This is a genomic window from Vibrio sp. 1727 (assembly GCF_033344415.1).
GTDB classification, from domain to species: Bacteria; Pseudomonadota; Gammaproteobacteria; order Enterobacterales; family Vibrionaceae; genus Vibrio; species Vibrio alginolyticus.
Genome location: NZ_JAWPOT010000005.1, coordinates 1 through 24,179, shown reverse-complemented (window position 1 = coordinate 24,179; position 24,179 = coordinate 1). Strand labels below are relative to the sequence as shown.

The following is a 24,179-nucleotide window of genomic DNA, read 5'->3' as shown; positions in this document are numbered from 1 at the left end:
TTACTTCATTGCTAGCAGTTTGCTGTAGCGTTCAAGCTTGTCCATGCTAATTTTCGCGTTTGCCATGAAAGTTTGTCTCGCTTTGCCTGTCAGGGATTTAGATTGTGGCAAATTCACCGTGCGCGGGTTTTTATGGACACCATTCACAAGGAACTCATAGTGCAGGTGAGGGCCAGTTACACGGCCAGTTCCGCCAAGCGTACCAATGGTTTGGCCTTGCTTAACGCGTTGACCAGCTCGTACAGTACGTTTGGTTAAGTGCAGGTACTTGGTAATGTAAGTATTACTATGTTTAATGAAAACGTAGTTACCATTAAATTTGTTGTAAGACGATTTTTGAACGACGCCATCACCAGCCGCCCAAATCGGGGTGCCCACTGGTGCTGCATAGTCCGTGCCTCTATGAGGACGAACGCGTCCCGTCACTGGATGTAAGCGGCGTGGGTTGAAGTTAGACGAAACTCGACGGAAATCCAACGGCGCGCGTAAGAATGCTTTTTTCATTGCACGCCCATTTTCGTCGTAATACTTGCCACTTTTCTGATCCAATATTGCGGTAAAGGTATCGCCTTGGTTTTTAAAGATCGCAGCAATGATTTTTCCACGGCCGATTACTTCTCCTTCTACCACTTCCTCTTGGTAAAGTACTCGGAAGCTATCGTTTTTACGAATATCTAAAGCAAAGTCGATGTCCCAACCAAATATGCCAGCCAGTTCCATGATTTGGTTACCATTTAATCCAGAAGATATTCCTGCATTCCAAAAGTTTGATTTGATGGTGGCTTCTGCGTAGTTGTACTGGAAGTCGACTTCTTTCTTATCAACTTCAGAAACGTACTTGCCGTCTTTTAATGTGATACGAAAAGTCTCGAACGCGCTTAATGTTCTTCTTAGCTGCACCAAGTCGTTATTTTCGTCAAAACCAAATTGCAATCGGTCACCAGGTCGAAGCCGAGTTAACTGTTTTTCCACTTCTTTGTCTGATGAGACCAGTTCATGTAATAGACGAGCAGAAAGTCCTACGCGACTAAATAAGATGGCAGCACTCTCGCCATTTTTTACTTTGTATGTTTCCCAGCGCAGCACGGCAGGAACCGCAGGCGATGAACTATTTAGTGCACTGAGTTCGAGGGAAACTGGCACAGGATAATGTTGACCAACTTTTAATCGGCTCTGCTGCGGGTCTAGGTCTTGCGGATCAGGTAAAAAGAAGAGCGCGAAGATAATCAGCGCACTAAAAAAACCGATCAATACTTTGTGCAAGAGTGGAAGTCGGACAAAAATCGAATGCATGAGGTACTTGATTGCTAAATTAAACGGAAAAAGTGACAACTACCTAGTCTAACGTGTTTCAAAATGCATCGCTATTCAAGTAATATGTTCAGCTATTATATTTTTGCCAAATCTGTGGGAGTGAACAAGAATGGCGAGCATTGAAGCTGCACTAGCCGAGATTAAGCGCGGTGTTGAAGAGCTGATTCCAGAAGAAGAGCTAATCGCAAAACTAAAAGAAGACCGTCCTCTACGTATTAAATTGGGCGCTGATCCAACAGCACCTGACATTCACCTAGGCCATACGGTTATTTTCAATAAGCTTCGCTTGTTCCAAGAACTAGGTCATGAAGTGACGTTCCTAATCGGTGACTTCACTGCAATGGTTGGTGACCCAACAGGTAAAAACACAACTCGTCCACCGCTAAGTCGCGAAGACGTATTGCGTAACGCTGAAACGTACAAAGAGCAAGTGTTCAAAATTCTCGATCCTGCAAAGACTAAAATTCAGTTTAACTCTGAGTGGCTGTCTGAACTGGGCGCAGAAGGTATGATTCGCCTTGCGGCAAACCAAACCGTTGCTCGTATGCTAGAGCGTGACGACTTTAAAAAGCGTTACGCGGGTGGTCAGCCAATTGCTATTCATGAGTTCATGTACCCACTTCTACAAGGCTGGGACTCAGTAGCAATGGAAACGGATGTTGAATTAGGTGGTACAGACCAGAAGTTCAACCTTCTAATGGGTCGTGAACTGCAAAAGTCTCACGGTCAAAAACCTCAGGTTGTACTGATGATGCCGCTTCTAGTGGGCCTTGATGGCGAGAAGAAGATGTCTAAGTCAGCAAACAACTACATCGGTATCAGCGAAGCGCCAAGCGAAATGTTTGGTAAAATCATGTCTATTTCTGATGACCTAATGTGGAGCTACTACGAGCTGCTCTCTTTCCGTCCTCTGGAAGAGATTGCTCAATTCAAAGCTGATGTAGAAGCGGGCAAAAATCCTCGTGACATCAAAGTATTGCTAGCAAAAGAAATTATTGCTCGTTTCCACAGTGAAGCCGATGCCGATGCAGCAGAGCAAGAATTCGTAAACCGTTTTGCGAAGAACCAAATTCCTGATGAAATGCCAGAGTTTGACTTTGACGCAGGTCGCCCAGTGAGTAATCTGTTGAAAGAAGCAGGCTTATGTCCATCATCGTCAGATGCGATGCGCATGGTTAAGCAGGGCGCTGTGAAGATTGATGGTGAAAAAATTGCGGACAGCAAATTTGCTCCAGAAGCGGGTACTTACGTGTTCCAAGTAGGCAAACGTAAATTTGCTCGTATTACTATTCAGTAATTCATAATGACTGCAAATGAAAGCGTCCGAAGGGCGCTTTTTTTGTATGAAAATTTAGCAAAAACGGCAAAGTAAAACTTCCATACCTGATGAACTTTGCTACTATACTTGCGCTGCCAATAATGGCAGCGCTATCGGAGATTTACATGAACAATACCGACCATCCTCCCAGTCGTTGGGTGAGTAAGATTAAGGGAGCGAAATAACCCGCTTCGGTATTGGCGATCTCCGCCTTACCTAAGTGGTGAGGCATCTTTTCTAATTTTCTTCTCGTTATTTCCTTCATACATTCTGAATAGACAGTGCATTCGCATTGGTTTTCTCTGTGCATCTTAATTGTTGTCTGACTTTTAGCGTGCAAGAGTGGCTTTTCATGCTTTGTCGATGGTCGTTACCAATGCCAATCGGGAGATTCGCCATGACGGTAATGAACAACACTTTTATTGAAACAACACCAAACTTTTCTGAAGTAGAAATTGGTGCAGCTCGCAATGCATTCTTGCAGTACGAGCAAGAGCAACAAGTCCATTTGCTTACGGTTATGCCGATTGATGAGGCTGTAGGTATTTTACAGCATTGCTCTGTCGGCTATGTGAATAGTCTTATTGCTCAACTTGAGCAAGCAGGTCATGACAAACGCGCACGTCATTATGCTCACCAACTGGGTCTGCATATGTCTGAAGTTGATACACCCGATGGTTATTTATCAACTAGTGTTTTAGGGCATGTAAAACAGCGTATTGGATGGATCATTGCGCTGGCTCTTTTAGGGATAGTGTCAGGCTTGATCATCGCTCAGTATGAGGACACCCTTAGTCAGCTTGTTTTACTTGCAGTGTACATGCCAGTGATTGCAGCTGCTGGTGGTAACACAGGAACACAAGCAGCAACTTTGGTGATTCGTGCTCTTGCTACTGGAGAGTTAAAAAAACGCCAATGGTTAGAAGTTTTGTGGAAAGAGAGCCGAGTCGCTCTATTTATTGCGCTAGCGATCGCTATCGTGATGATTGGACGCATTATGTTATTTAGTGCAGGACAATCAACAGGAGGCTTTGAACTGACCGATATCGCACTGGCAATAGCAGTTGCGCTGTTCATTCAAGTCACCATTTCTACAACATTGGGCGGGCTGTTGCCAATTATTGCACGAGCTTGCAAGTTGGACCCAGCCGTATTGGTGAGTCCAGTTCTTGCGTCTATCGTCGATATTTCAGGAATGTGGATTTACTTTAACGTGGTGAACTATTTCTTAGGTATTGCCTGACTAAAGTTCACAATGTCATTGTAAAAAAGCTGCTCAAAATGTGTAATCGGGGCGATGACAGGTGTGTTGTCGTCCCGTTTTTCTGGGAAGTAGTCTGAAACAAACTGAACAAAAATGGTGTTAGGTTGACCATTTTTATCCAAGCCATATCCAGCCATATTGTAAGTCCCGTAGATAGAGCCACTTTTCGCGATCAGCTGTCCTTTAATTGGAAGTTTTCGCATACTTTGTCGGTACTTTAATGTGCCGGATTCACCTGATTTCGGCATGATGGCAATCAATTTGAGTTCGTTTTCATGCTTCCAAATATAGCGCAGCATTTCAGCCATCTTGGTCGCGGAGATCCGGTTATTTCGCGAAAGTCCTGAGCCGTCTTCTAGGCGCGCATTACGAATATCAATACCAGTGTTGGCGAAAATGATCTGCTTGATCGCTTCTGTACCGTTAGTAAAACTGCCTGGCTGAACGAAAAATTTAGCACCAAGTGTTTTGGTTAATGTGTCGGCAATCAAGTTGTCAGAGTTTTTGAGCATATCTTCAAGAATGTCTGGTAAGGCCTTTGATTGATGCATTGCGATGAGCTTTCGCTGCTTTTCTGGCGCCGTACCGACCCTAATCTTTCCTGATACCCCAATGTTGAGCTCCTTGAGCAAAGTCGCCAACCTTTGACTGGTGTATCGCTCAGGGTCTTGAACCGCAAATTTCAGTGGCAATGGTTTGTCTCTTTCAACCAAGCACCCTGTTAGCTTGTAGTTGTTATCGGGATTTGCAACTAAACCTAAGTCACAATGACGACTTTTCTTAATGGTTTTAGAAACTGTTTCTACGGTACTTGTGACACGAATAGGTTGATGCTCTGGTACGTAGACCCGCGTTCCACCATCTTTTTGTGTATAGATAGAGGCTTGTACACAGTTGTTATTGAGTGTGATGGTCGATGCCGGAGCGCTGTAGCAAACTCCCAAGATATCCCACGGCCAGCCCACCGCACGGTTATAGCCAGTGAATGCGCTGTTATCGAGCCATAGGTCACCGTTAATCCGTTTTAAGCCATTTTTCTTAGCTAGAGTGAGAAGTGATTTTAAGTCGTTGGTTTGGAGTGTTGGGTCGCCGACAAAGTAAATCACTGCATCTGAGTTCGACGTTTCCAGCTTGGTTCGAAACCGGAAATTATCACCCAGTTCTAGCTTTGCGGCTAATGCGGTGACGATTTTTAATGTACTCGCTGGTGGGAACAGTTGTTCGGTAGGATGAACACCGTCAAGCTCAGCATTTTCACTGAGTTTTTCCGCAACTAAACTGATGCGGGCGCCTTCAGGCAACACCTCTTGATGAGGGTACGCTTGTGAAAAAGCAGAAAGTAATGAAGAGAATATGAGCAAGGGCCAACGTAAACGCATAATGATACTTTCTAAGGTGAGTTATGTGATTGAGTATACGCAAGTCCTTTCAATATGCTAGGTAACTAAATAAATGCTTCAAATGTCTTCATGAATGAGACACGAGAGAAAGGCGCGCTGCTTAAAATGAAGTATAAAAAATGCCCGCTTAAAGCGGGCATTCGATATTCTAGTCAAAGACCGGAATTAGAAGTCGTAACGTAGACCTAGAGCTAGCTCGTCTTCAGCATCGATCTTAGTTGCAACTGTTTTGCTCGTGTCAGTTGAACCAAACTTGTCACCTGCATCAATCAGGTTGAAGTTGTAAGAAATGTAACCACGGAAGTTAGGCTTGAAGTAGTAAGAAGCATCAACAGCGAAGTTGTTTGCAGAAGTTTCGTTGTTAGTTTCTGCATTGTTGTATGATGTTGTAAATACTGTTTGGCCTAGAGTGTAAGCACCCGCTAGCTCGTAACCAGTGTAATCAACTGTGTTACTGTTGTTTGAATCTTCCATTTTCTCGCCGTCAGTGAATACACCAGCGAAGTAAAGATCAGACATAGTGTAAGATGCAGCTAGCATGTACTCGTTAGCTTTGTCTTGATCTGCGTAACCAGCACCTAGCTCAAGACCAGTGTCAGCTAGAGCGTAGATTGCAGATAGAGAGTAACCGTCTTGTTTGTTGTCGTAGTACTCACCAGTGTTTTTGTTTTCCATACGATCAGCGAAGCGGTAGCTTGCTTTTACGCTTAGGTTTTCAAACTGGCCTTTGTAAGCCATCATGTTGTCTGTACGGTCTGATACAGCTAGTTTGTCTGCTGCAGAGTTACCGTGGTAAGCCATGATATCTGTGAAGTCAGTGATAACGCCTAGTGCACCTTCAGTTTTACCGTATGCGAACTCACCGTAAGCACCGCCAAGACCAGCGTAAGCAAGACGAGTTTCTAGATCGCTCTTGTCGTCGCCGTCTACAGTACCGTTTTGAGCAGTCTCAAATTCACCTTCCCAGAAACCAACACCGTATAGGTTGTCATTGATTTCTTGTTTACCAAGGAAGTTTAGACGGATGCGAGATTTGTCTTGAGCGTCGCCATCTTTCATAGATAGACGTGCTTCAGCACGGCCGCCCATTTCTAGAGAAGTACCGTCTTGGTTGTAAAGTTCAGCTGCGTTTACGCCAGTTGCCATAGCTGCTGCAGATACAGAAAGAGCAATTAGAGTCTTTTTCATCTTATTTGTCCTAGTTAGCTGTCCATAATCATTGTTGTATGGGGGAGAGGTGATCTCTCACAAGTTGTTGGTCCAAAATTGGCTAATTGAGCGATATAGTTCGCACTTGTAAGCCATTGATCTAACAACTCGCTGGACATGTTTTACTGCTAAAGTTTCCGTATGAGTTAGTAAAATGATATAAATCCCACTGATGAACACTGTTCAATTGTGCGTTGTTTTTATTTAAATTACTGTTTTTGATTGAAATTATTGGCAATGACATTGGCCTGACATTGATTAGTTTTTATCTTTTTTGAGGTTTTTGGTGTAATGAACAGTGTTGTTTTTCAATAAATTGAGAAGGTGATTCGCCCTAGAACCGCTCTAAAAGTGAGTTATATCATTATGCCGAAAAGGCATAGTCTTGCTGTCTTTCGAATTAAGATGATTTCGTCCGGGAGTTTGTTTACACTAAACGAAATACATCTTTAAGCGCACTACCCAGTCCTATGACAGGGTGGGCTTTTTTTTGTCCAAAGACCCATTTGGGCTTGAGGTTATAAAATGGAAAAAGTTCCAATGACACTACGTGGCGAGCAAAAGCTACGTGCAGAACTCGATCGTCTACTTAAACTACGTCCTCAGATCTCAGAGGCAATTGCTGAAGCTCGTGAGCTAGGTGATTTAAAAGAGAATGCTGAATATCACGCCGCTCGTGAAGAGCAGGGCATTTGTGAAGCACAAATCCGTGACATTGAATACAAACTGTCAGTTGCTCAAGTTATTGATGTAACGAAGATGGAGAACACGGGTAAAGTTATTTTTGGTTCAACCGTAACCTTGATTGATATCGACACCGAAGAAGAAAAAACGTACCAAATCGTTGGTGATGACGAAGCCGATATCAAAGCAGGTCGCATTTCAGTGAGCTCACCTATTGCTCGTGGCCTGATTGGCAAGATGGAAGGCGATGAAGTTGCTATTCAAACTCCGGGTGGCGCGAAAGACTTCGAAATTGACCGAGTAGAATATATCTAGGTCGTTTGGAGTAGCATTACTGCCCTGATAAAACGCAAAAAGGTCGCCTCAGGCGACCTTTTTTCTTCAGCAACGTAAGTAGAGTTACTTACGAGGGATTTCGATTTTACGCTCTTCAGACTGGCGGTATAGCACTAGCACTTTACCAATAGTCTGAACTTTTTCAGCGCCCGTCTCACGTACGATAGCGTCGATGATTAGCTGTTTTGTTTCACGATCTTCCGAAGCAACTTTTACTTTGATAAGTTCGTGATGGTTAAGAGCGATTTCAATTTCTGCTAGCACGGCTTCTGTAAGTCCATTTGCGCCCATTAGCACAACAGGTTTTAAACTGTGAGCTAGGCCTTTAAGGTGCTGCTTTTGTTTGGTGCTTAGGTTCATTACGCGGCCAATTTTCTTTAAAATAAGGGTTGAAAAAAGCTATTTTAACGCCATCTATTGCTGAAGACTATAATTTATTGAGTAATAGGTAGCGCCTATTAAAACAATAGCTCCAATTTGTGCCTTGTTGGGATTAAAATGAGTAAACAAAAACATTCGGCTAGTTCTGGTCGTTGGTTGAAAGAACACTTTGATGATAAATATGCGAATGAAGCCCGAAAAAAAGGCTACCGCTCACGTGCTTATTTCAAGATCGATGAGATTCAAACGAAAGATAAATTGTTAAAGCCTGGAATGACAGTCGTCGACTTGGGGGCTGCGCCGGGCGGATGGTCTCAATATGCTGCTAAGATAGTAGGGGACAGTGGTCAGATCATCGCGTGTGACTTGCTTCCTATGGACCCGATAGCTGGCGTTAGCTTTTTACAAGGCGACTTTCGTGATGATGCAGTATTGGAAGCTTTGCTAGAAAGGATCCAACCTTCCATGGTAGACGTAGTAATGTCTGATATGGCGCCTAACATCGCGGGAAACAATTCTGTTGATCAACCTCGCGCTATGTATTTAGTTGAATTAGCTTTAGATATGTGTCGACAAGTTCTAGCGCCTAATGGTAGCTTTGTCGTAAAGGTTTTCCAAGGGGAAGGCTTCGATCAGTATGTGAAAGAAGTCCGAGACATGTTTAAAACCGTAAAAATTAGAAAACCAGACTCATCGCGAGCTCGCTCTCGAGAGGTCTTCGTCGTAGCCACTGGTTACAAAGGTTAACCATTTTGCTCTCTTGAGAGCGTGTTAACACTATAGCTACAGTTAATGAACTGTAGTACCCTACCTTTAATTACAATTAGTTATCGAGAGGCTTACACCTTGAGTGACATGGCAAAAAATTTAATTCTGTGGCTTGTTATCGCCGTCGTATTGATGTCGGTATTCCAGAGCTTTGGCCCTGGAGAAAGCAATGGCAGAACCGTGGATTACACCACGTTTGTACAGGAAGTTGGCCAAGGCCAGATTCAAGAAGCAACTTTTAAAGACGGTGAAATTAGCTTTGTTCGTCGTGGCGGCGGTGCCAAAATGGTCACTTACATGCCAGTGTATGACCAAAAGCTTCTAGATGACCTAATTAACCAAAACGTGAAAGTACAAGGCACGCCTCCAGAAGAGCAAAGCTTGCTTGGTACTATCTTCATCTCTTGGTTCCCAATGATCTTACTAATTGGTGTATGGATTTTCTTCATGCGTCAAATGCAAGGCGGCGGTGGTAAAGGCGCCATGTCTTTTGGTAAGAGCAAAGCTCGAATGATGAGCGAAGAACAAATCAAGACAACTTTTGCTGACGTTGCTGGTTGTGACGAAGCAAAAGAAGACGTGAAAGAGCTGGTGGACTACCTACGCGATCCAAGCCGCTTCCAAAAACTGGGCGGTAAGATTCCAACGGGTGTTCTAATGGTTGGTCCTCCTGGTACGGGTAAAACGCTTCTAGCGAAAGCCATTGCCGGTGAGGCGAAAGTACCATTCTTTACTATCTCTGGTTCTGATTTCGTAGAAATGTTCGTTGGTGTTGGTGCATCTCGTGTGCGTGACATGTTTGAACAAGCAAAGAAAGCCGCACCTTGTATCATCTTTATCGATGAGATCGATGCGGTAGGTCGTCAACGTGGCGCAGGTGTTGGTGGTGGTCATGATGAACGTGAACAAACACTAAACCAAATGCTCGTTGAGATGGATGGTTTCGAAGGTAACGAAGGTATTATCGTTATCGCTGCGACTAACCGTCCTGATGTGTTGGACCCTGCGTTACTGCGTCCTGGTCGTTTTGACCGCCAAGTGGTAGTTGGTCTTCCAGATGTACGTGGCCGTGAACAGATCCTAAAAGTTCACATGCGTAAGGTCCCTCTAGCGGGTGATGTAGAGCCTTCTCTCATCGCGCGTGGTACTCCAGGCTTCTCTGGTGCTGACCTAGCAAACTTAGTTAACGAAGCAGCCCTGTTTGCTGCGCGCGGTAACAAGCGCAACGTTTCTATGGTTGAGTTTGAACTGGCGAAAGACAAAATCATGATGGGTGCTGAGCGCCGTTCAATGGTGATGTCTGAGGAAGTTAAAGAGTCAACCGCATACCACGAAGCGGGTCACGCGATTGTTGGTCGCTTGGTTCCTGAACACGATCCAGTGTACAAAGTGTCTATCATTCCACGTGGTCGTGCGTTGGGTGTAACAATGTACCTTCCAGAGCAGGACCGCGTGAGTATGTCTCGCCAACACCTAGAATCAATGATTTCTAGCTTGTACGGTGGTCGTTTAGCAGAAGAACTTATCTACGGTGCTGACAAAGTATCAACCGGTGCTTCTAATGATATCGAGCGCGCAACAGATATTGCTCGTAAGATGGTTACTCAATGGGGTTTCTCTGAAAAGCTTGGCCCTCTGCTGTATGCAGAAGATGAAGGCGAAGTGTTCTTAGGACGTAGTGTAACTCAGACTAAACATGTGTCTGACGATACAGCGAAGTTGATTGATGACGAAGTTCGTCAGATCATTGACCGCAACTACGATCGTGCGAAGAAGATTCTTCAAGAGAACATGGATATCATGCATGCGATGAAAGATGCGCTGATGAAGTATGAAACCATTGATGCTCGCCAGATTGATGACTTAATGGAGCGCAAAGCTGAAATTCGTGAGCCTGCGGGCTGGAGTGATAACTCAGCAAGCAAACCAGAAGACAGCGACAAGCCTCAAGCAAAGCAAGAAGTTAAAGAAGAAGCAACGGAGACTGCGAAAGATGCAGAACAGCCTAGCTCTTCTGAAACAACTTCTAACGAAGCGCCTGAAAAGAAAGACTCTGAATAAAGAGTATCGATAATATTAAACCCCGAGTTATCTCGGGGTTTTTGTGTTTATGATGATGATTACAGCAAATAACAAATCTTTGGACCTTTCGCGTCCACATGTCATGGCCATTCTAAATGTGACACCGGATTCCTTTTCGGATGGCGGTAAATACAACTCAATTGAACTTGCTCTTGCTCAAGTTGATAAAATGATAAAGGCTGGTGTAAGTATTGTTGATGTTGGTGGTGAATCGACAAGACCTGGTGCACCGGATGTGTCTTTGGAAGAAGAGCTTAGGCGTGTTGTCCCAGTAATCAAAGCCATTCGTGAAAAGTATGATGTGTGGATTTCCGTTGACACCAGTAAAGCAGAAGTGATGCGTCAAGCAATTGATGCTGGGGCTGATTTGATCAATGACATCCGCTCGCTGCAAGAGCCAGGTGCTCTGGAAGTCGCAGCAGAAGCAAACCTTCCAATTTGTCTGATGCATATGAAAGGTCAGCCTAGGACCATGCAAGTTGACCCTCATTATGATGATTTAATGGGGGACGTGTCGGCTTTTCTAGAAGAGCGTATCGCGGCGTGTGAAGCAGCAGGGATTGATAAATCTCAACTGATTCTCGATCCTGGGTTTGGCTTTGGCAAAACAATCGAACACAATTATCATATGCTTGCTCATCTTGAAAAGTTTCATGAATTCGGCCTGCCTATTTTGGCTGGCATGTCTCGTAAATCCATGATCTTCAAACTGTTAGACAAGCCAGCGGCAGAGTGTACGAACGCAAGTGTCGTTTGTGCTACGATTGCCGCGATGAAAGGCGCGCAGATCATTCGCGTGCATGACTTTGAAGAGACAATCGAAGCGATGAAAGTTGTTGAGATGACGAAAAACAATATTTAAAAATAATAAAGGAAAGTTTATGTCGAATGAAAGACGTTACTTTGGTACTGACGGTGTGCGCGGTAAAGTAGGACAATACCCAATCACTCCAGACTTCGTACTTAAGCTTGGCTGGGCTGCTGGTCGTGTACTAGCGAAACAAGGCACAAAGAAAGTTATCATAGGTAAAGATACACGTATTTCAGGTTATATGCTTGAATCTGCACTAGAGGCTGGCCTTGCAGCTGCGGGACTTAAAGCAACATTTACTGGTCCCATGCCAACTCCAGCTGTGGCATATTTAACTCAGACTTTCCGTGCCGAGGCTGGTATTGTGATTTCTGCATCACATAACCCATATTACGACAACGGCATTAAATTCTTTTCTTCTGAGGGTACTAAGCTACCTGACGATATCGAATTGGCGATCGAAGCTGAGTTAGATAAAGAAATTGAATGTGTGGAGTCTGCTGAGCTTGGTAAAGCAACCCGCCTAAATGATGCAGCTGGTCGTTACATCGAATTCTGTAAGAGTACTTTCCCATCTGAGTTGAGCCTTGCGAACTTTAAGATCGTAGTAGACTGTGCGCACGGTGCAACGTACCACATCGCTCCAAATGTTTTCAAAGAACTTGGGGCAGAAGTTATCGCTATGGGCGTAGAGCCTAACGGCATCAACATTAATGAAAAAGTGGGCGCAACAGACGTACGAGCTCTTCAACAGCGTGTTGTTGAAGAGCAAGCGCATCTTGGTCTCGCATTTGATGGTGATGGTGACCGCATCATTATGGTCGACCACCTAGGTAACAAAGTTGATGGTGACCAAATTGCTTATATCATCGCTCGTGATGCACTTCGTCGTGGTGAGCTAAAGGGTGGTGTTGTTGGTACACTAATGACTAACTTGGGTATGGAAAATGGTTTAAAGCAGCTAGGCATTCCGTTTGTACGTGCTGCTGTTGGTGACCGTTATGTCATGGAGCAACTGCTAGAAAAAGGTTGGAAAATTGGTGCTGAAAACTCAGGCCATGTGATCTTATTAGATAAAGTCACAACCGGCGATGCGATTGTTGCTGCACTTCAAGTACTTGCTTCTGTAATTGGCAGCGATATGTCTTTATATGAACTATCGCAAGGAATGACATTATATCCTCAGGTTTTAGAAAATGTCCGTTTCTCAGGAGAAAGTAACCCTCTTGAAGCTACAGCTGTATTAAACGCTGTCGCTGAAGTAGAGGCGACACTTGGTGATAAAGGGCGTGTACTGCTGCGTAAGTCTGGCACTGAGCCTTTGATCCGCGTTATGGTGGAAGGCGAAGATGGTGAACTAGTTCAACACTCAGCATTGAAAATCGCTGAGGCTGTTAAAGCAAGTTGTTAATCATTGCGTTAAAGCATGTCTTGAATGAAAAGGGCATCTTTTGCCCTTTTTTTGAGCGCTTAACGCATTGGCATTGATTTTTTACTAATTTTCCCTTGTCAGCGTTACTGGCTTTCGCTAGTATTGCTCCGCCTCCCGTTAGGAGGTCGCTAGCCTTGTTCATTATGATTTGTTCTTTTGAACGGCGCTGGCTCAACAATTTGGAACATAGGTGGAAAAAATGTTTTCAGTTCTACTTGTGATTTACCTGTTGGCAGCGCTTGGTGTGATTGGCCTTGTGTTGATTCAACAAGGTAAAGGCGCAGATATGGGAGCCTCGTTCGGTGCTGGTGCTTCAAACACAGTGTTTGGTGCTGGCGGCTCAGGTAATTTCTTAACCCGAACAACTGCTATTTTAGCAACCGTATTCTTTATCGTTAGCTTGTTACTTGGTCGTATGTCTACGCACCAGACTGAATCACAATGGGTAGACCCAACGTTAGGTCAACCAGTTGTTGAACAAGTTAAGGACGCAGCGAGTGAAGTTCCTGCCCCTGCGGGTGATGAAATTCCTCAATAAGCTGTAAGGTTTTGATGCCGAGATGGTGAAATTGGTAGACACGCTAGCATGAGGTGCTAGTGCCTTAGGTGTGAGGGTTCGAGTCCCTCTCTCGGCACCATGTATTTACAAACTTGTAAATCACTTGTTTGCGAGTATAATGCTCAGCAAGTCGGACGCGGGGTGGAGCAGCTTGGTAGCTCGTCGGGCTCATAACCCGAAGGTCGTCGGTTCAAATCCGGCCCCCGCAACCAATCTCTTTCTTTAAAAGGAAATCGTAGATTGGCAAGTTTGCGTAGTGCTAACCACACTACGAGTTAAGAAAAGCAATTGTTGGCTATTCTTAACGTATCAGGGTCCAGCAGCATAAAACCCCGACTATCGGGGTTTTTTGTTATCTGAGCTTTTTGAAATAGCTCAGATACTGCTTGGTTTTTTGATTGGGCTCTGAGCCCTTTTTTTGTTTCTGGAGTGGTTAAATGACTGGTTTAGAAAGACAACTTACTGAAATGCTTGACGCGCCAGTAGCGGCATCAGGTTATGAGTTAGTTGGATTAGAATTCATTCGTGCAGGCGCGCACTCAACGTTACGTATCTACATTGACCATGAAAATGGTATTAACGTAGACGACTGTGCAGAAGTTAGCCACCAAGTTAGTGCAGTTTTAGACGTTGAAGATCCAATTTCTGTTGCTTACAGCCTAGAAGTGTCTTCTCCAGGTTTAGAAAGACCACTTTTTAAAGCAGCACATTACGAGCAATTTATTGGTCACGAGGTCAGCATCGTATTGAAAATGGCTGTAGCAAACCGTCGTAAGTGGAAAGGTATTATCCACGGTGTTGATGGCGAAACAGTGACAATTACTGTAGACGGTCAGCAAGAAGAGTTTGCTCTAAGTAACATTTCCAAAGCTAACCTGATCCCTAAATTTTAGTTCCCTAAAAAAGTTTAAGCTTAGAGGCTAAATACAATGAGTAAAGAAATTTTAGCGGTAGCAGAAGCGGTATCGAACGAAAAAGCGGTACCTCGTGAGCGTATCTTTGAGGCTCTTGAGATTGCTCTAGCAACTTCTACAAAGAAGAAATACGAAATCGAAATCGACGTACGTGTTGCCATTGACCGTAAAACCGGTGAGTTTGTAACTTACCGCCGTTGGTTAGTTGTTGATGACGTTGAGAACCCTACAAAAGAGATCTCACTAGAAGCAGCGCAATACGAAGATGATTCAATCGAGCTTGGCGACTACGTAGAAGACGAAATCGAATCAGTAACGTTTGACCGTATTACGACTCAAACTGCTAAGCAAGTTATCGTACAAAAAGTTCGTGAAGCTGAGCGCGCACAAATCGTTGAACAGTTCATCGACAATGAAGGTGATCTAATCACTGGTGTCGTGAAAAAAGTAAACCGTGACACAATCGTGCTTGATCTTGGTAATAACGCTGAAGCGGTAATCCTGCGTGATGACCAACTTCCTCGTGAAAACTTCCGTCCAGGCGACCGCGTACGTGGCCTTCTTTACAAAGTCGCGCCTGAAGCACGTGGTTTCCAATTGTTCATCACTCGTTCTAAGCCAGAAATGTTGGCAGAACTGTTCCGTGTTGAAGTGCCTGAAATCGCAGAAGATATTATCGAGCTGAAAGGCGCAGCACGTGATCCTGGTTCTCGCGCTAAGATCGCTGTCAAAACAAATGACAAACGTATCGACCCTGTAGGTGCGTGTGTTGGTATGCGTGGTGCACGTGTACAAGCTGTTTCTGGCGAACTTGGTGGTGAGCGTATCGATATCGTTCTTTGGGATGATAACCCAGCTCAATTCGTTATTAACGCAATGGCGCCAGCTGATGTTGCTTCTATCATCGTTGATGAGGATGCACACTCAATGGACATCGCAGTTGAAGCTGACAACCTAGCGCAAGCTATTGGTCGTAACGGTCAAAACGTGCGTCTAGCATCTCAACTAACCGGTTGGGAACTGAATGTTATGACAGTTGCTGATCTTCAGAAGAAACACGCTGAAGAATCACAAGCATCTATTGAAAACTTCATGAAGTACCTAGATATTGAAGAAGACTTCGCTCAACTTCTTGTTGAAGAAGGTTTCTCAACGCTAGAAGAAATCGCATACGTGCCAGTTAACGAGCTACTAGAAATCGATGGTTTGAATGAAGAACTAATCGAAGAGCTTCGTGGACGTGCAAAAGATGCACTAACGACGATCGCACTAGCACAAGAAGAGTCTTTTGAAGGTCTAGAACCAGCTGAGGACCTACTTGCACTTGAAGGTCTTGAGCGTGAGATGGCATTTAAATTGGCAGCGAAAGGTGTAGCGACACTGGAAGATCTTGCTGACCAAGGTATTGACGATTTAGAAGGTATCGAAGGCCTGACCGAGGAACGTGCAGGTGAGCTAATTATGGCCGCACGTAACATCTGTTGGTTCGGCGAAGAAGCATAATTTTCGGCAAGGAGGAAGCGGCATGACACAATTAACAGTTAAAGCACTGAGTGATGAGATTGGTACGCCAGTCGACCGCTTGATTGAACAACTTGCTGACGCTGGCATTAAAAAGGCGAGCTCTGACAATGTTACTGATGAAGAGAAGCAGAAGCTTCTCTCTCATTTAAAGAAAGAACACGGTGATAAATCAGGTGATTCAGAGCCGACTCGCCTTACGCTTCAGCGTAAAACTCGTAGTACACTTAGTGTGAACGCGGGTGGTGGTAAGAGTAAGAATGTTCAGGTTGAGGTGCGCAAAAAACGTACATACGTGAAGCGCAGCACAATTGAAGATGAAGCGAAACGTGAAGCTGAAGAAGCAGCACAACGTGAAGCAGAAGAAGCAGCAAAACGTGCAGCAGAAGAAGCTGCAAAACGTGAAGCTGAAGAAGCTGCAAAACGTGAAGCTGAAGAAGCTGCAAAACGTGAAGCGGAAGAAAAAGCGAAACGTGAAGCTGAAGAAAAAGCGAAGCGAGACGTAGATACGAATGCACAACGTAATGCTGAAGAAAAAGCAAAGCGTGATGCTGAAGAGAAAATTAAGCAAGAAGCAGCGCGAAAAGAGGCCGACGAGCTTAAACGTCGTCAGGAAGAAGAAGCTAAGCGTAAGGCTGAAGAGGAAAGTCAGCGCAAGCTTGAAGAAGCTCGCGAATTGGCTGAAAAGAATAAAGAGCGTTGGTCTGCTGCAGAAGAGAAAAAGGGTGATATGGAAGATACAGATTACCATGTAACGACTTCACAATACGCACGTGAAGCCGAAGATGAAGCAGATCGCAAAGTAGAAGGCGGTCGTCGTAAGAAGAAAAAAGCAGCTTCGGGTAAAGACGACCAAGCTCGCGGTGGCCGTAACAACCAACGTGGCGGTAGAGGTCGTAAGGGCAAACTTGCTAAGCCGACTTCAATGCAGCACGGGTTTGATAAGTCAGCAACGGTTGCTAAGCAAGACGTTGTAATTGGCGAAACGATCGTTCTATCAGAACTTGCTAACAAGATGTCGGTTAAAGCGACAGAAGTTATCAAAGTAATGATGAAGATGGGCGCTATGGCGACTATCAACCAAGTGATCGACCAAGAAACAGCACAACTTGTTGCTGAAGAAATGGGCCATAAAGTAGTTCTTCGTAAAGAGAACGAACTGGAAGAAGCGGTACTATCTGACCGTGACACTAACGCGGAAGCAGTTCCACGTGCTCCAGTTGTTACTATCATGGGTCACGTTGACCACGGTAAAACGTCAACACTTGACTACATCCGTCGCACACACGTTGCTTCTGGCGAAGCGGGTGGTATTACTCAGCACATTGGTGCGTACCACGTTGAAACAGACAACGGCATGATCACGTTCCTTGATACTCCTGGACACGCAGCGTTTACTGCAATGCGTGCTCGTGGTGCTCAAGCAACAGATATCGTTGTTCTTGTAGTTGCAGCAGACGATGGCGTAATGCCACAAACAGTAGAAGCGATTCAGCACGCGAAAGCGGCAGGCGTTCCTCTAATTGTTGCTGTGAACAAGATCGATAAAGAAGACGCGAACCCAGATAACGTTAAGAACGAGCTTGCTCAATACGACGTTATTCCTGAAGAGTGGGGCGGTGAGAACATGTTCGTTCACATCTCTGCTAAACAGGGTACAAACATCGATGGTCTTCTAGAAGCAATCCTTCTTCAGTCTGAAGTTCTTGAACTTACAGCTGTAGCTGAGGGCATGGCATCTGGTGTTGTTGTTGAATCTCGCCTAGATAAAGGTCGTGGTCCAGTTGCAACAGTACTTGTTCAATCAGGTACACTAAACAAAGGCGACATCGTTCTTTGTGGTCAAGAATACGGCCGTGTTCGTGCAATGCGTGATGAGCTAGGTAAAGAAATTACTTCGGCTGGCCCATCTATCCCTGTAGAGATCCTAGGTCTTTCAGGTGTACCATCTTCAGGTGATGAAGCAACAGTAGTTCGTGACGAGCGTAAAGCGCGTGAAGTAGCTAACTACCGTGCTGGTAAGTTCCGTGAAGTGAAACTTGCTCGTCAGCAGAAATCTAAACTAGAGAACATGTTCTCTAACATGACTGCTGGTGAAGTTGCTGAACTTAACGTTGTACTTAAAGCAGACGTTCAAGGTTCTGTAGAAGCAATCGCTGACTCACTAGTTAAGCTATCTACTGACGAAGTTAAAGTGAACATCGTTGGTTCTGGTGTAGGTGGTATTACGGAAACTGACGTAGTACTAGCGGAAGCTTCAAACGCAATCATCCTTGGCTTTAACGTTCGTGCAGATGCTTCTGCTCGCCGTGCTGTTGAAGCCGCAGCTGTTGACTTACGTTACTACTCAATCATTTACCAATTGATTGATGAAGTGAAACAAGCAATGGGCGGTATGCTTGCTCCAGAATTCAAGCAAGAGATCATTGGTCTTGCTGAAGTTCGTGACGTGTTTAAGTCACCGAAACTGGGCGCTATCGCTGGTTGTATGGTTACAGAAGGTGTGATCAAGCGTAACAACCCAATCCGTGTACTACGTGATAACGTTGTTATTTACGAAGGTGAACTAGAGTCACTACGTCGTTTCAAAGATGACGTTCAAGAAGTTAAGAATGGCTACGAATGTGGTATCGGCGTTAAGAACTACAATGATGTTCGCGTTGGTGACCAAATCGAAGTCTTCGAAATCGTTGAAATTAAACGTACTCTAGACTAATTGACTAAAATTACTAATATTGTCTTTGAAAGATAAGTAGTAATTGGTTGTTGAATACACCATGGGGGGCTGGCTTTGACCAACCCCCCATTCTTTCTATATAAGAGTAAAGATATGTCAAAAGAATTTAGCCGCACGCAGCGCGTTGCACAGCAGCTGCAAAAAGAACTAGCGATGATCCTTCAACGTGAAGTTCGTGACTCTCGCCTTGGCATGGTGACGATCTCAGACGTAGAAGTCTCTCGTGACCTAGCTTACGCAAAAGTATTTGTGACCTTCCTGTGTGTGGGTGAGCAAACACCTGAATCATGTCTAGCAGCGCTACGTGAGCACGAAGTGCACATTCGCATGATGTTAGGTAAGCGTATTCGTCTACGTTTAACGCCAGAAATCCGCTTCCACTATGACAATACGCTGGTTGAAGGTATGCGTATGTCTAACCTAGTGTCTGAAGTCGTTAGTTCAGACAAACAAAAGCAAAAAGATTCTGGTCGTGAGGACGAAGAATAATGGCTCGTCGTCGTAAAGGTCGTCCAATTAATGGCGTTATACTGTTGGACAAACCAACAGGTATCTCTTCCAATGATGCACTGCAAAAAGTAAAGCGAATCTACTTTGCTGAGAAAGCAGGCCACACTGGAGCCTTGGACCCATTAGCGACAGGCATGCTGCCAATTTGCTTGGGTGAAGCGACAAAATTTTCTCAGTTTCTTCTTGATTCTGATAAACGCTACCGTGTGATCGCAAAGCTGGGTGAACGTACCAATACGTCTGACTCGGATGGTGAAGTTGTAGAGACGCGTCCAGTCGATGTTACGTTAGACAAGCTAGAAGCGTGCATCGATCAGTTCCGTGGTGAATCTGATCAAGTGCCTTCCATGTTCTCTGCGTTGAAGTATCAAGGTAAACCCTTGTATGAATACGCTCGTAAAGGCATCGAAGTTCCGCGTGAATCTCGTAAGATCACGGTATATGAGATTGTTCTTCACCGTTTTGAAGGCGATGAAGTAGAGATGGAAGTGCACTGCTCTAAAGGTACCTATATTCGTACTATCGTTGATGATCTGGGCGAAATGTTAGGTTGTGGTGCGCACGTAACTATGCTTCGTCGTACTGGTGTTGCTAAATACCCTTACGAGAATATGGTAACACTTGAGCAACTAAATGAGTTGCTAGAGCAAGCTCACCGCGAGGAACGAGCGCCTCGAGAACTACTGGACCCACTGCTTTTGCCAATGGATACAGCGGTAGAAGACTTACCAGAAGTCAACTTGGTGCCTGAACTGGCGGATATGGTCCAACATGGGCAGCCCGTTCAAGTATTTGGTGCTCCGACAGAGGGCTCACTTCGCCTTACTATGGGTGAAGAACGCTTGTTTATTGGCGTTGGCGAAATGAACGAAGATGGCAAAATCGCTCCTAAGCGATTGGTCGTGTTCCGAGATGACGTTGCATCCAAGTAAATGATTGAAAATACCGACCTGAGTGTCGGTATTTTTATATTGCACGAGATAGGAAATTTCCCTATAATCCGCGCTTCGCGTAGCGGCTGAATCAGAGATTGGCTGCTACAACTTTAAACCTACTCTTATTAGGAGAGAATTATGTCTCTGAATGCAGAAACTAAAGCAGCAATCGTTGCAGAATACGCACAAGGCGAAGGCGACACTGGTTCACCAGAAGTTCAAGTAGCTCTACTTACAGCTTCTATCAACCACCTACAAGGTCACTTCAAAGCGCACAAAGGCGATCACCACAGCCGTCGTGGTCTTCTACGCATGGTTTCTCGTCGTCGTAAGCTTCTAGATTACCTAAAAGGTAAAAACCTAGCTCGCTACCAAGACCTAATCAAACGTCTAGGCCTACGTCGCTAATCAGCGACTGCATAGCAGTTTGTCTAAAAAGGGGCTTTATGCCCCTTTTTTGTTGCCTAAATTTAGCCAAATTAGACTTATGCCGTTATAATACTGGCGGCTAAACCTTGTAAGAGGTTTTCTCAAAAGCTCATAGCATTACAGTCAACCACGTCGACCAAAAGGTCGCGACTATTCAAAAGGAACTTCCGAGTTTCTTTTTACTAGTCGCGATTCGTAATGCCTTGAGTGTCAATTAACACATCTAAGATTTCTTTAAGCACTAAAGGAAGATTAGAAACAAGGAATAACAATGTTCGAAAAACCAGTTGTTAAAACGTTCCAGTACGGTAACCACACAGTTACTTTAGAAACTGGCGTTATTGCACGTCAAGCTACAGCAGCAGTTATGGTCACAATGGATGATACGTCTGTATTCGTATCTGTTGTAGGTAAAAAAGAAGCCGTTGCAGGTCAAGACTTCTTCCCACTAACGGTTAACTACCAAGAGCGTACTTACGCTGCGGGTAAAATCCCAGGCGGCTTCTTCAAACGTGAAGGTCGTCCTTCTGAAGGCGAAACGCTAACAGCTCGTCTAATCGACCGTCCAATCCGTCCGCTATTCCCAGACGCGTTTAAAAACGAAGTTCAGGTTATCGCGACAGTAATGTCTGTAAACCCAGATGTTCAGCCAGATATCGTTACAATGATCGGTACTTCTGCTGCTCTTGCTATCTCTGGCATTCCATTCAACGGCCCTATCGGTGCGGCGCGTGTTGGTCATATCGATGGTCAGCTTGTACTTAACCCTAGCCAAACTGAACTAGAAACTTCTAAGCTTGACCTTGTTGTTGCAGGTACAGAGTCAGCAGTATTGATGGTTGAGTCAGAAGCGGACAACCTAACTGAAGAAGAAATGCTAGCGGCGGTTGTTTATGGTCATGACCAACAACAAGTTGCTATTAAAGCTATCAACGAATTCAAAGCAGAAGTTGCAACTCCTGCTTGGGATTGGGTTGCTCCTGAAGAGAACACAGCGCTTAAAAATAAGATTGCTGATCTAGCAGAAGCTAAACTTGTTGAAGCCTACCAAATTACTGAGAAAATGGCTCGTTACGACCGCATCCATGAGATCGCTGCGGAAGTAAATGAAGTTCTTCTTGCTGAAGATCCTGAAGCAGATACAAAAGAAATCCACACTATCTTCCATGATCTAGAGAAGACAGTAGTACGTAGCCGTATTATTGCAGGTAACCCTCGTATCGATGGCCGTGAAAAAGACATGGTTCGTGCACTAGATGTACGTACTGGTGTTCTTCCTCGTACTCACGGTAGCGCGCTATTCACTCGTGGTGAAACTCAGGCGATCGTTACGGCAACGCTAGGTACTCAGCGTGATGCTCAAATCATCGATGAGCTAACTGGTGAGCGTAAAGATCACTTCCTACTGCACTACAACTTCCCTCCATACTGTGTAGGTGAAACTGGTTTTGTAGGTTCTCCTAAGCGTCGTGAAATCGGCCACGGTAAACTGGCGAAGCGTGGTATTGCTGCAGTAATGCCTTCTGTTGATGAGTTCCCATACACAGTACGTGTTGTATCGGAAATCACTGAATCTAACGGTTCATCTTCAATGGCTTCAGTATGTGGTACTTCTCTTGCGCTTATGGACGCAGGTGTACCAATCAAAGCATCTGTTGCTGGTATTGCAATGGGTCTTGTTAAAGAAGGTGACGATTTCGTTGTACTTTCTGACATCCTTGGCGATGAAGACCACCTAGGTGACATGGACTTTAAAGTAGCAGGTACTAACACTGGTATCACTGCACTTCAAATGGACATCAAGATCGAAGGCATCACTAAAGAAATCATGCAAATTGCGCTTAACCAAGCTCAAGGCGCACGTAAGCACATCCTATCTGTAATGGATGAAGCAATCTCTGGTGCTCGTGAAGACATCTCTGAATTTGCTCCGCGTATTCACACGATGAAGATCAGCGCTGAGAAGATCAAAGACGTTATCGGTAAAGGTGGTGCAGTTATCCGTGCTCTAACTGAAGAGACTGGTACAACTATCGAAATCGAAGACGACGGTACTATCAAGATTGCGGCAACTGAAGGCACTGCTGCGAAAGAAGCTATCCGCCGTATCGAAGAGATCACTGCTGAAGTTGAAGTGGGCCGTATCTACACAGGTAAAGTTGCACGTCTAGCAGACTTCGGTGCATTCGTAACGGTTCTTCCAGGCAAAGATGGTCTTGTACACATTTCTCAAATCGCAGAAAAACGCGTAGAGAAAGTGTCTGACTACCTAGCTGAAGGTCAAGAAGTTCAAGTTAAAGTTCTTGAAATCGACCGCCAAGGCCGTGTACGTCTAAGCATGAAAGAAGCGGTAGAAAAGCCAGCTGAAGAAGCTGCTGCTGAAGCACCGGCTGCTAAAGACGAGTAAGACAAAATGAGACTTTCAGCCTTTTATTAGATTAAGGGCCTGAAAGCATGTTATAAAAGGGGAGCATTTTCGCTCCCCTTTTTTGGTTTGTTTCGATGTATTAACCTCAAACGAGGTTATCGCCTATATTGCATTAAGAGAAACAAATCTTGAGCGGTCCAAACAGGAGTATCAATTAGTGAAATGGTTTCAAACCGCAATTTTATGTGTTGCTATCGCGCTGACCGGTTGTGCAAATACTTCTCAACAATCAGCACAAAAGTGGTTATATCCACCGATGGCGGTGCCACTTCAGCCTAGTGTTCAACAAGAAGTACAAATCGCGCGTCTCTCGCAGTTGCTACAACGTCCCGACCTTAGTGATGAAGTGCGCGCTAAAATGCATTATGAGCGCGGTAGCTACTACGACAGCGTTGGTTTGCGTGATCTTGCCCGTTTGGACTTTAACCAGTCTTTGCAGTTGAATCCTGCTCAGCCGGACATCTTCAATCTTTTGGGAGTATACTTTACCCAAGTAGGAGAGTTTGATGCGGCATATGAAGCGTTTGACTCGACCATAGAGTTGGCTCCTGATAATACCTATGCTGAGCGCAACCGTGCGATTGCACTGTATTATGGTGGCCGAATCGATCTCGCTTTAGAAGATATGACCAAGCACTATCAAGAAATCCCAACGGATCCTTTTCGTTCATTATGGCTGTACATCATCGAAGCTGAGCAAAATCCAGAGCAAGCAAAAGCCAATCTTCAACAGCGTTATTTACGAGATCGTAGTGAAGAGTGGGGATGGGTTCTTGTTGCCATCATGCTACGAGACGTCTCGGACGAAGACGCGCTTAAAGCAATTATGGATGGAACGAGAGAGAACTATCGCCTAGCTGAACGATTGACGGAAACGTATTTCTACCTTGGAAAGCGTAATCAGCTTGAAGGTGATATCGCAAGTGCCATCTCACTTTATAAGCTCGCGATTTCGTTCAACGTTTACGATTATGTTGAGCATCGCTACTCTTTCTTGGAATTGGCGCAAATCTACGATCAATTACAGCAAGACAGATTGGCCAAGCTAAAGGCTGCTAAGAAGCAGGAAATTTGACCCGTCCTGATATGGGTTGACACTTTTTAACTAAAACGCTCGATGTACTTCATCGGGCGTTTTGTATTTTAA

General features: G+C 44.7%; 20 protein-coding genes and 2 tRNA genes. 18 read left to right on the top strand and 4 right to left on the bottom strand.

Annotated elements, in window-relative coordinates; translation table 11 throughout:
- Positions 1–1,293 carry a peptidoglycan DD-metalloendopeptidase family protein gene (locus tag R8O10_RS07150; RefSeq protein ID WP_005386530.1) on the bottom strand — a complete coding sequence of 431 codons (1,293 nt, stop codon included), beginning with the start codon at positions 1,291–1,293 and terminating at the stop codon, positions 1–3.
- A gap of 130 nt (positions 1,294–1,423) precedes the next feature.
- On the opposite strand from R8O10_RS07150, the gene tyrS reads away from it, so the two are divergent.
- A complete protein-coding gene (tyrS, locus tag R8O10_RS07145) occupies positions 1,424–2,611 on the top strand; it encodes a tyrosine--tRNA ligase (RefSeq protein WP_017820416.1) in 1,188 nt (395 codons plus the stop codon).
- A gap of 418 nt (positions 2,612–3,029) precedes the next feature.
- Positions 3,030–3,875, top strand: a complete 846-nt coding sequence (locus R8O10_RS07140) for a magnesium transporter (RefSeq protein ID WP_005380062.1) — start codon at positions 3,030–3,032, stop codon at positions 3,873–3,875.
- Here the strand turns inward: R8O10_RS07140 and dacB are convergent.
- Both dacB and R8O10_RS07130 read right to left on the bottom strand, forming a co-directional pair.
- Positions 3,854–5,275 carry a serine-type D-Ala-D-Ala carboxypeptidase gene (dacB, locus tag R8O10_RS07135; protein ID WP_017820417.1) on the bottom strand — a complete coding sequence of 474 codons (1,422 nt, stop codon included), beginning with the start codon at positions 5,273–5,275 and terminating at the stop codon, positions 3,854–3,856. The genes R8O10_RS07140 and dacB overlap by 22 nt on opposite strands.
- Positions 5,276–5,461: 186 nt before the next feature.
- Positions 5,462–6,484: a porin gene (locus R8O10_RS07130; RefSeq protein ID WP_005380064.1), complete on the bottom strand. Its 1,023-nt coding sequence runs from the start codon at positions 6,482–6,484 to the stop codon at positions 5,462–5,464.
- 546 nt (positions 6,485–7,030) lie between these two features.
- Here R8O10_RS07130 and greA point away from each other — a divergent pair.
- Positions 7,031–7,504: a transcription elongation factor GreA gene (gene greA, locus R8O10_RS07125; RefSeq protein ID WP_005380065.1), complete on the top strand. Its 474-nt coding sequence runs from the start codon at positions 7,031–7,033 to the stop codon at positions 7,502–7,504.
- 84 nt (positions 7,505–7,588) lie between these two features.
- On the opposite strand, the gene yhbY is transcribed toward greA, so the two are convergent.
- Entirely contained in the window at positions 7,589–7,885 is a 297-nt protein-coding gene (gene yhbY, locus R8O10_RS07120) for a ribosome assembly RNA-binding protein YhbY (RefSeq protein ID WP_005380066.1), read from the bottom strand.
- A gap of 138 nt (positions 7,886–8,023) precedes the next feature.
- Between yhbY and rlmE the strand changes: the two genes are divergently transcribed.
- From rlmE to nlpI, 15 genes are all read left to right on the top strand, one after another.
- Positions 8,024–8,653, top strand: coding sequence for a 23S rRNA (uridine(2552)-2'-O)-methyltransferase RlmE (gene rlmE / locus R8O10_RS07115; RefSeq protein ID WP_213907273.1), 630 nt, complete (start codon positions 8,024–8,026; stop codon positions 8,651–8,653).
- 108 nt (positions 8,654–8,761) lie between these two features.
- Positions 8,762–10,735: an ATP-dependent zinc metalloprotease FtsH gene (gene ftsH, locus R8O10_RS07110; RefSeq protein ID WP_017635895.1), complete on the top strand. Its 1,974-nt coding sequence runs from the start codon at positions 8,762–8,764 to the stop codon at positions 10,733–10,735.
- Between the two features lie 52 nt (positions 10,736–10,787).
- Positions 10,788–11,618 (top strand): dihydropteroate synthase, encoded by an 831-nt coding sequence (gene folP / locus R8O10_RS07105; protein WP_017820419.1) that lies wholly within the window; start codon positions 10,788–10,790, stop codon positions 11,616–11,618.
- Between the two features lie 19 nt (positions 11,619–11,637).
- Positions 11,638–12,978, top strand: a complete 1,341-nt coding sequence (gene glmM, locus R8O10_RS07100) for a phosphoglucosamine mutase (RefSeq protein WP_005388992.1) — start codon at positions 11,638–11,640, stop codon at positions 12,976–12,978.
- 220 nt (positions 12,979–13,198) lie between these two features.
- Entirely contained in the window at positions 13,199–13,537 is a 339-nt protein-coding gene (gene secG, locus R8O10_RS07095) for a preprotein translocase subunit SecG (protein WP_005380080.1), read from the top strand.
- A 16-nt stretch (positions 13,538–13,553) separates the two neighbouring features.
- Positions 13,554–13,637: transfer RNA gene (locus R8O10_RS07090), tRNA-Leu, on the top strand.
- A gap of 56 nt (positions 13,638–13,693) precedes the next feature.
- A tRNA-Met gene (locus R8O10_RS07085) sits at positions 13,694–13,770 on the top strand.
- Between the two features lie 225 nt (positions 13,771–13,995).
- Entirely contained in the window at positions 13,996–14,451 is a 456-nt protein-coding gene (rimP, locus tag R8O10_RS07080; RefSeq protein WP_005386424.1) for a ribosome maturation factor RimP, read from the top strand.
- Between the two features lie 36 nt (positions 14,452–14,487).
- The gene (gene nusA / locus R8O10_RS07075; RefSeq protein ID WP_005380084.1) at positions 14,488–15,975 is read left to right on the top strand and encodes a transcription termination factor NusA; all 1,488 of its coding nucleotides are present in this window, start codon (positions 14,488–14,490) and stop codon (positions 15,973–15,975) included.
- Between the two features lie 22 nt (positions 15,976–15,997).
- Positions 15,998–18,709 (top strand): translation initiation factor IF-2, encoded by a 2,712-nt coding sequence (gene infB, locus R8O10_RS07070; RefSeq protein WP_005380086.1) that lies wholly within the window; start codon positions 15,998–16,000, stop codon positions 18,707–18,709.
- A 114-nt stretch (positions 18,710–18,823) separates the two neighbouring features.
- Positions 18,824–19,219, top strand: a complete 396-nt coding sequence (gene rbfA / locus R8O10_RS07065; protein WP_005380087.1) for a 30S ribosome-binding factor RbfA — start codon at positions 18,824–18,826, stop codon at positions 19,217–19,219.
- Positions 19,219–20,172, top strand: coding sequence for a tRNA pseudouridine(55) synthase TruB (gene truB, locus R8O10_RS07060; protein WP_017820421.1), 954 nt, complete (start codon positions 19,219–19,221; stop codon positions 20,170–20,172). Before rbfA ends, truB begins: the two co-directional genes overlap by 1 nt.
- 141 nt (positions 20,173–20,313) lie before the next feature.
- Complete coding sequence (gene rpsO / locus R8O10_RS07055; RefSeq protein WP_005380094.1) at positions 20,314–20,583, top strand: 30S ribosomal protein S15; 270 nt, start codon at positions 20,314–20,316, stop codon at positions 20,581–20,583.
- Between the two features lie 292 nt (positions 20,584–20,875).
- Positions 20,876–23,011, top strand: a complete 2,136-nt coding sequence (pnp, locus tag R8O10_RS07050; protein ID WP_054574827.1) for a polyribonucleotide nucleotidyltransferase — start codon at positions 20,876–20,878, stop codon at positions 23,009–23,011.
- A 178-nt stretch (positions 23,012–23,189) separates the two neighbouring features.
- Positions 23,190–24,107: a lipoprotein NlpI gene (nlpI, locus tag R8O10_RS07045; RefSeq protein WP_318191249.1), complete on the top strand. Its 918-nt coding sequence runs from the start codon at positions 23,190–23,192 to the stop codon at positions 24,105–24,107.
- Positions 24,108–24,179: the final 72 nt, after the last annotated feature.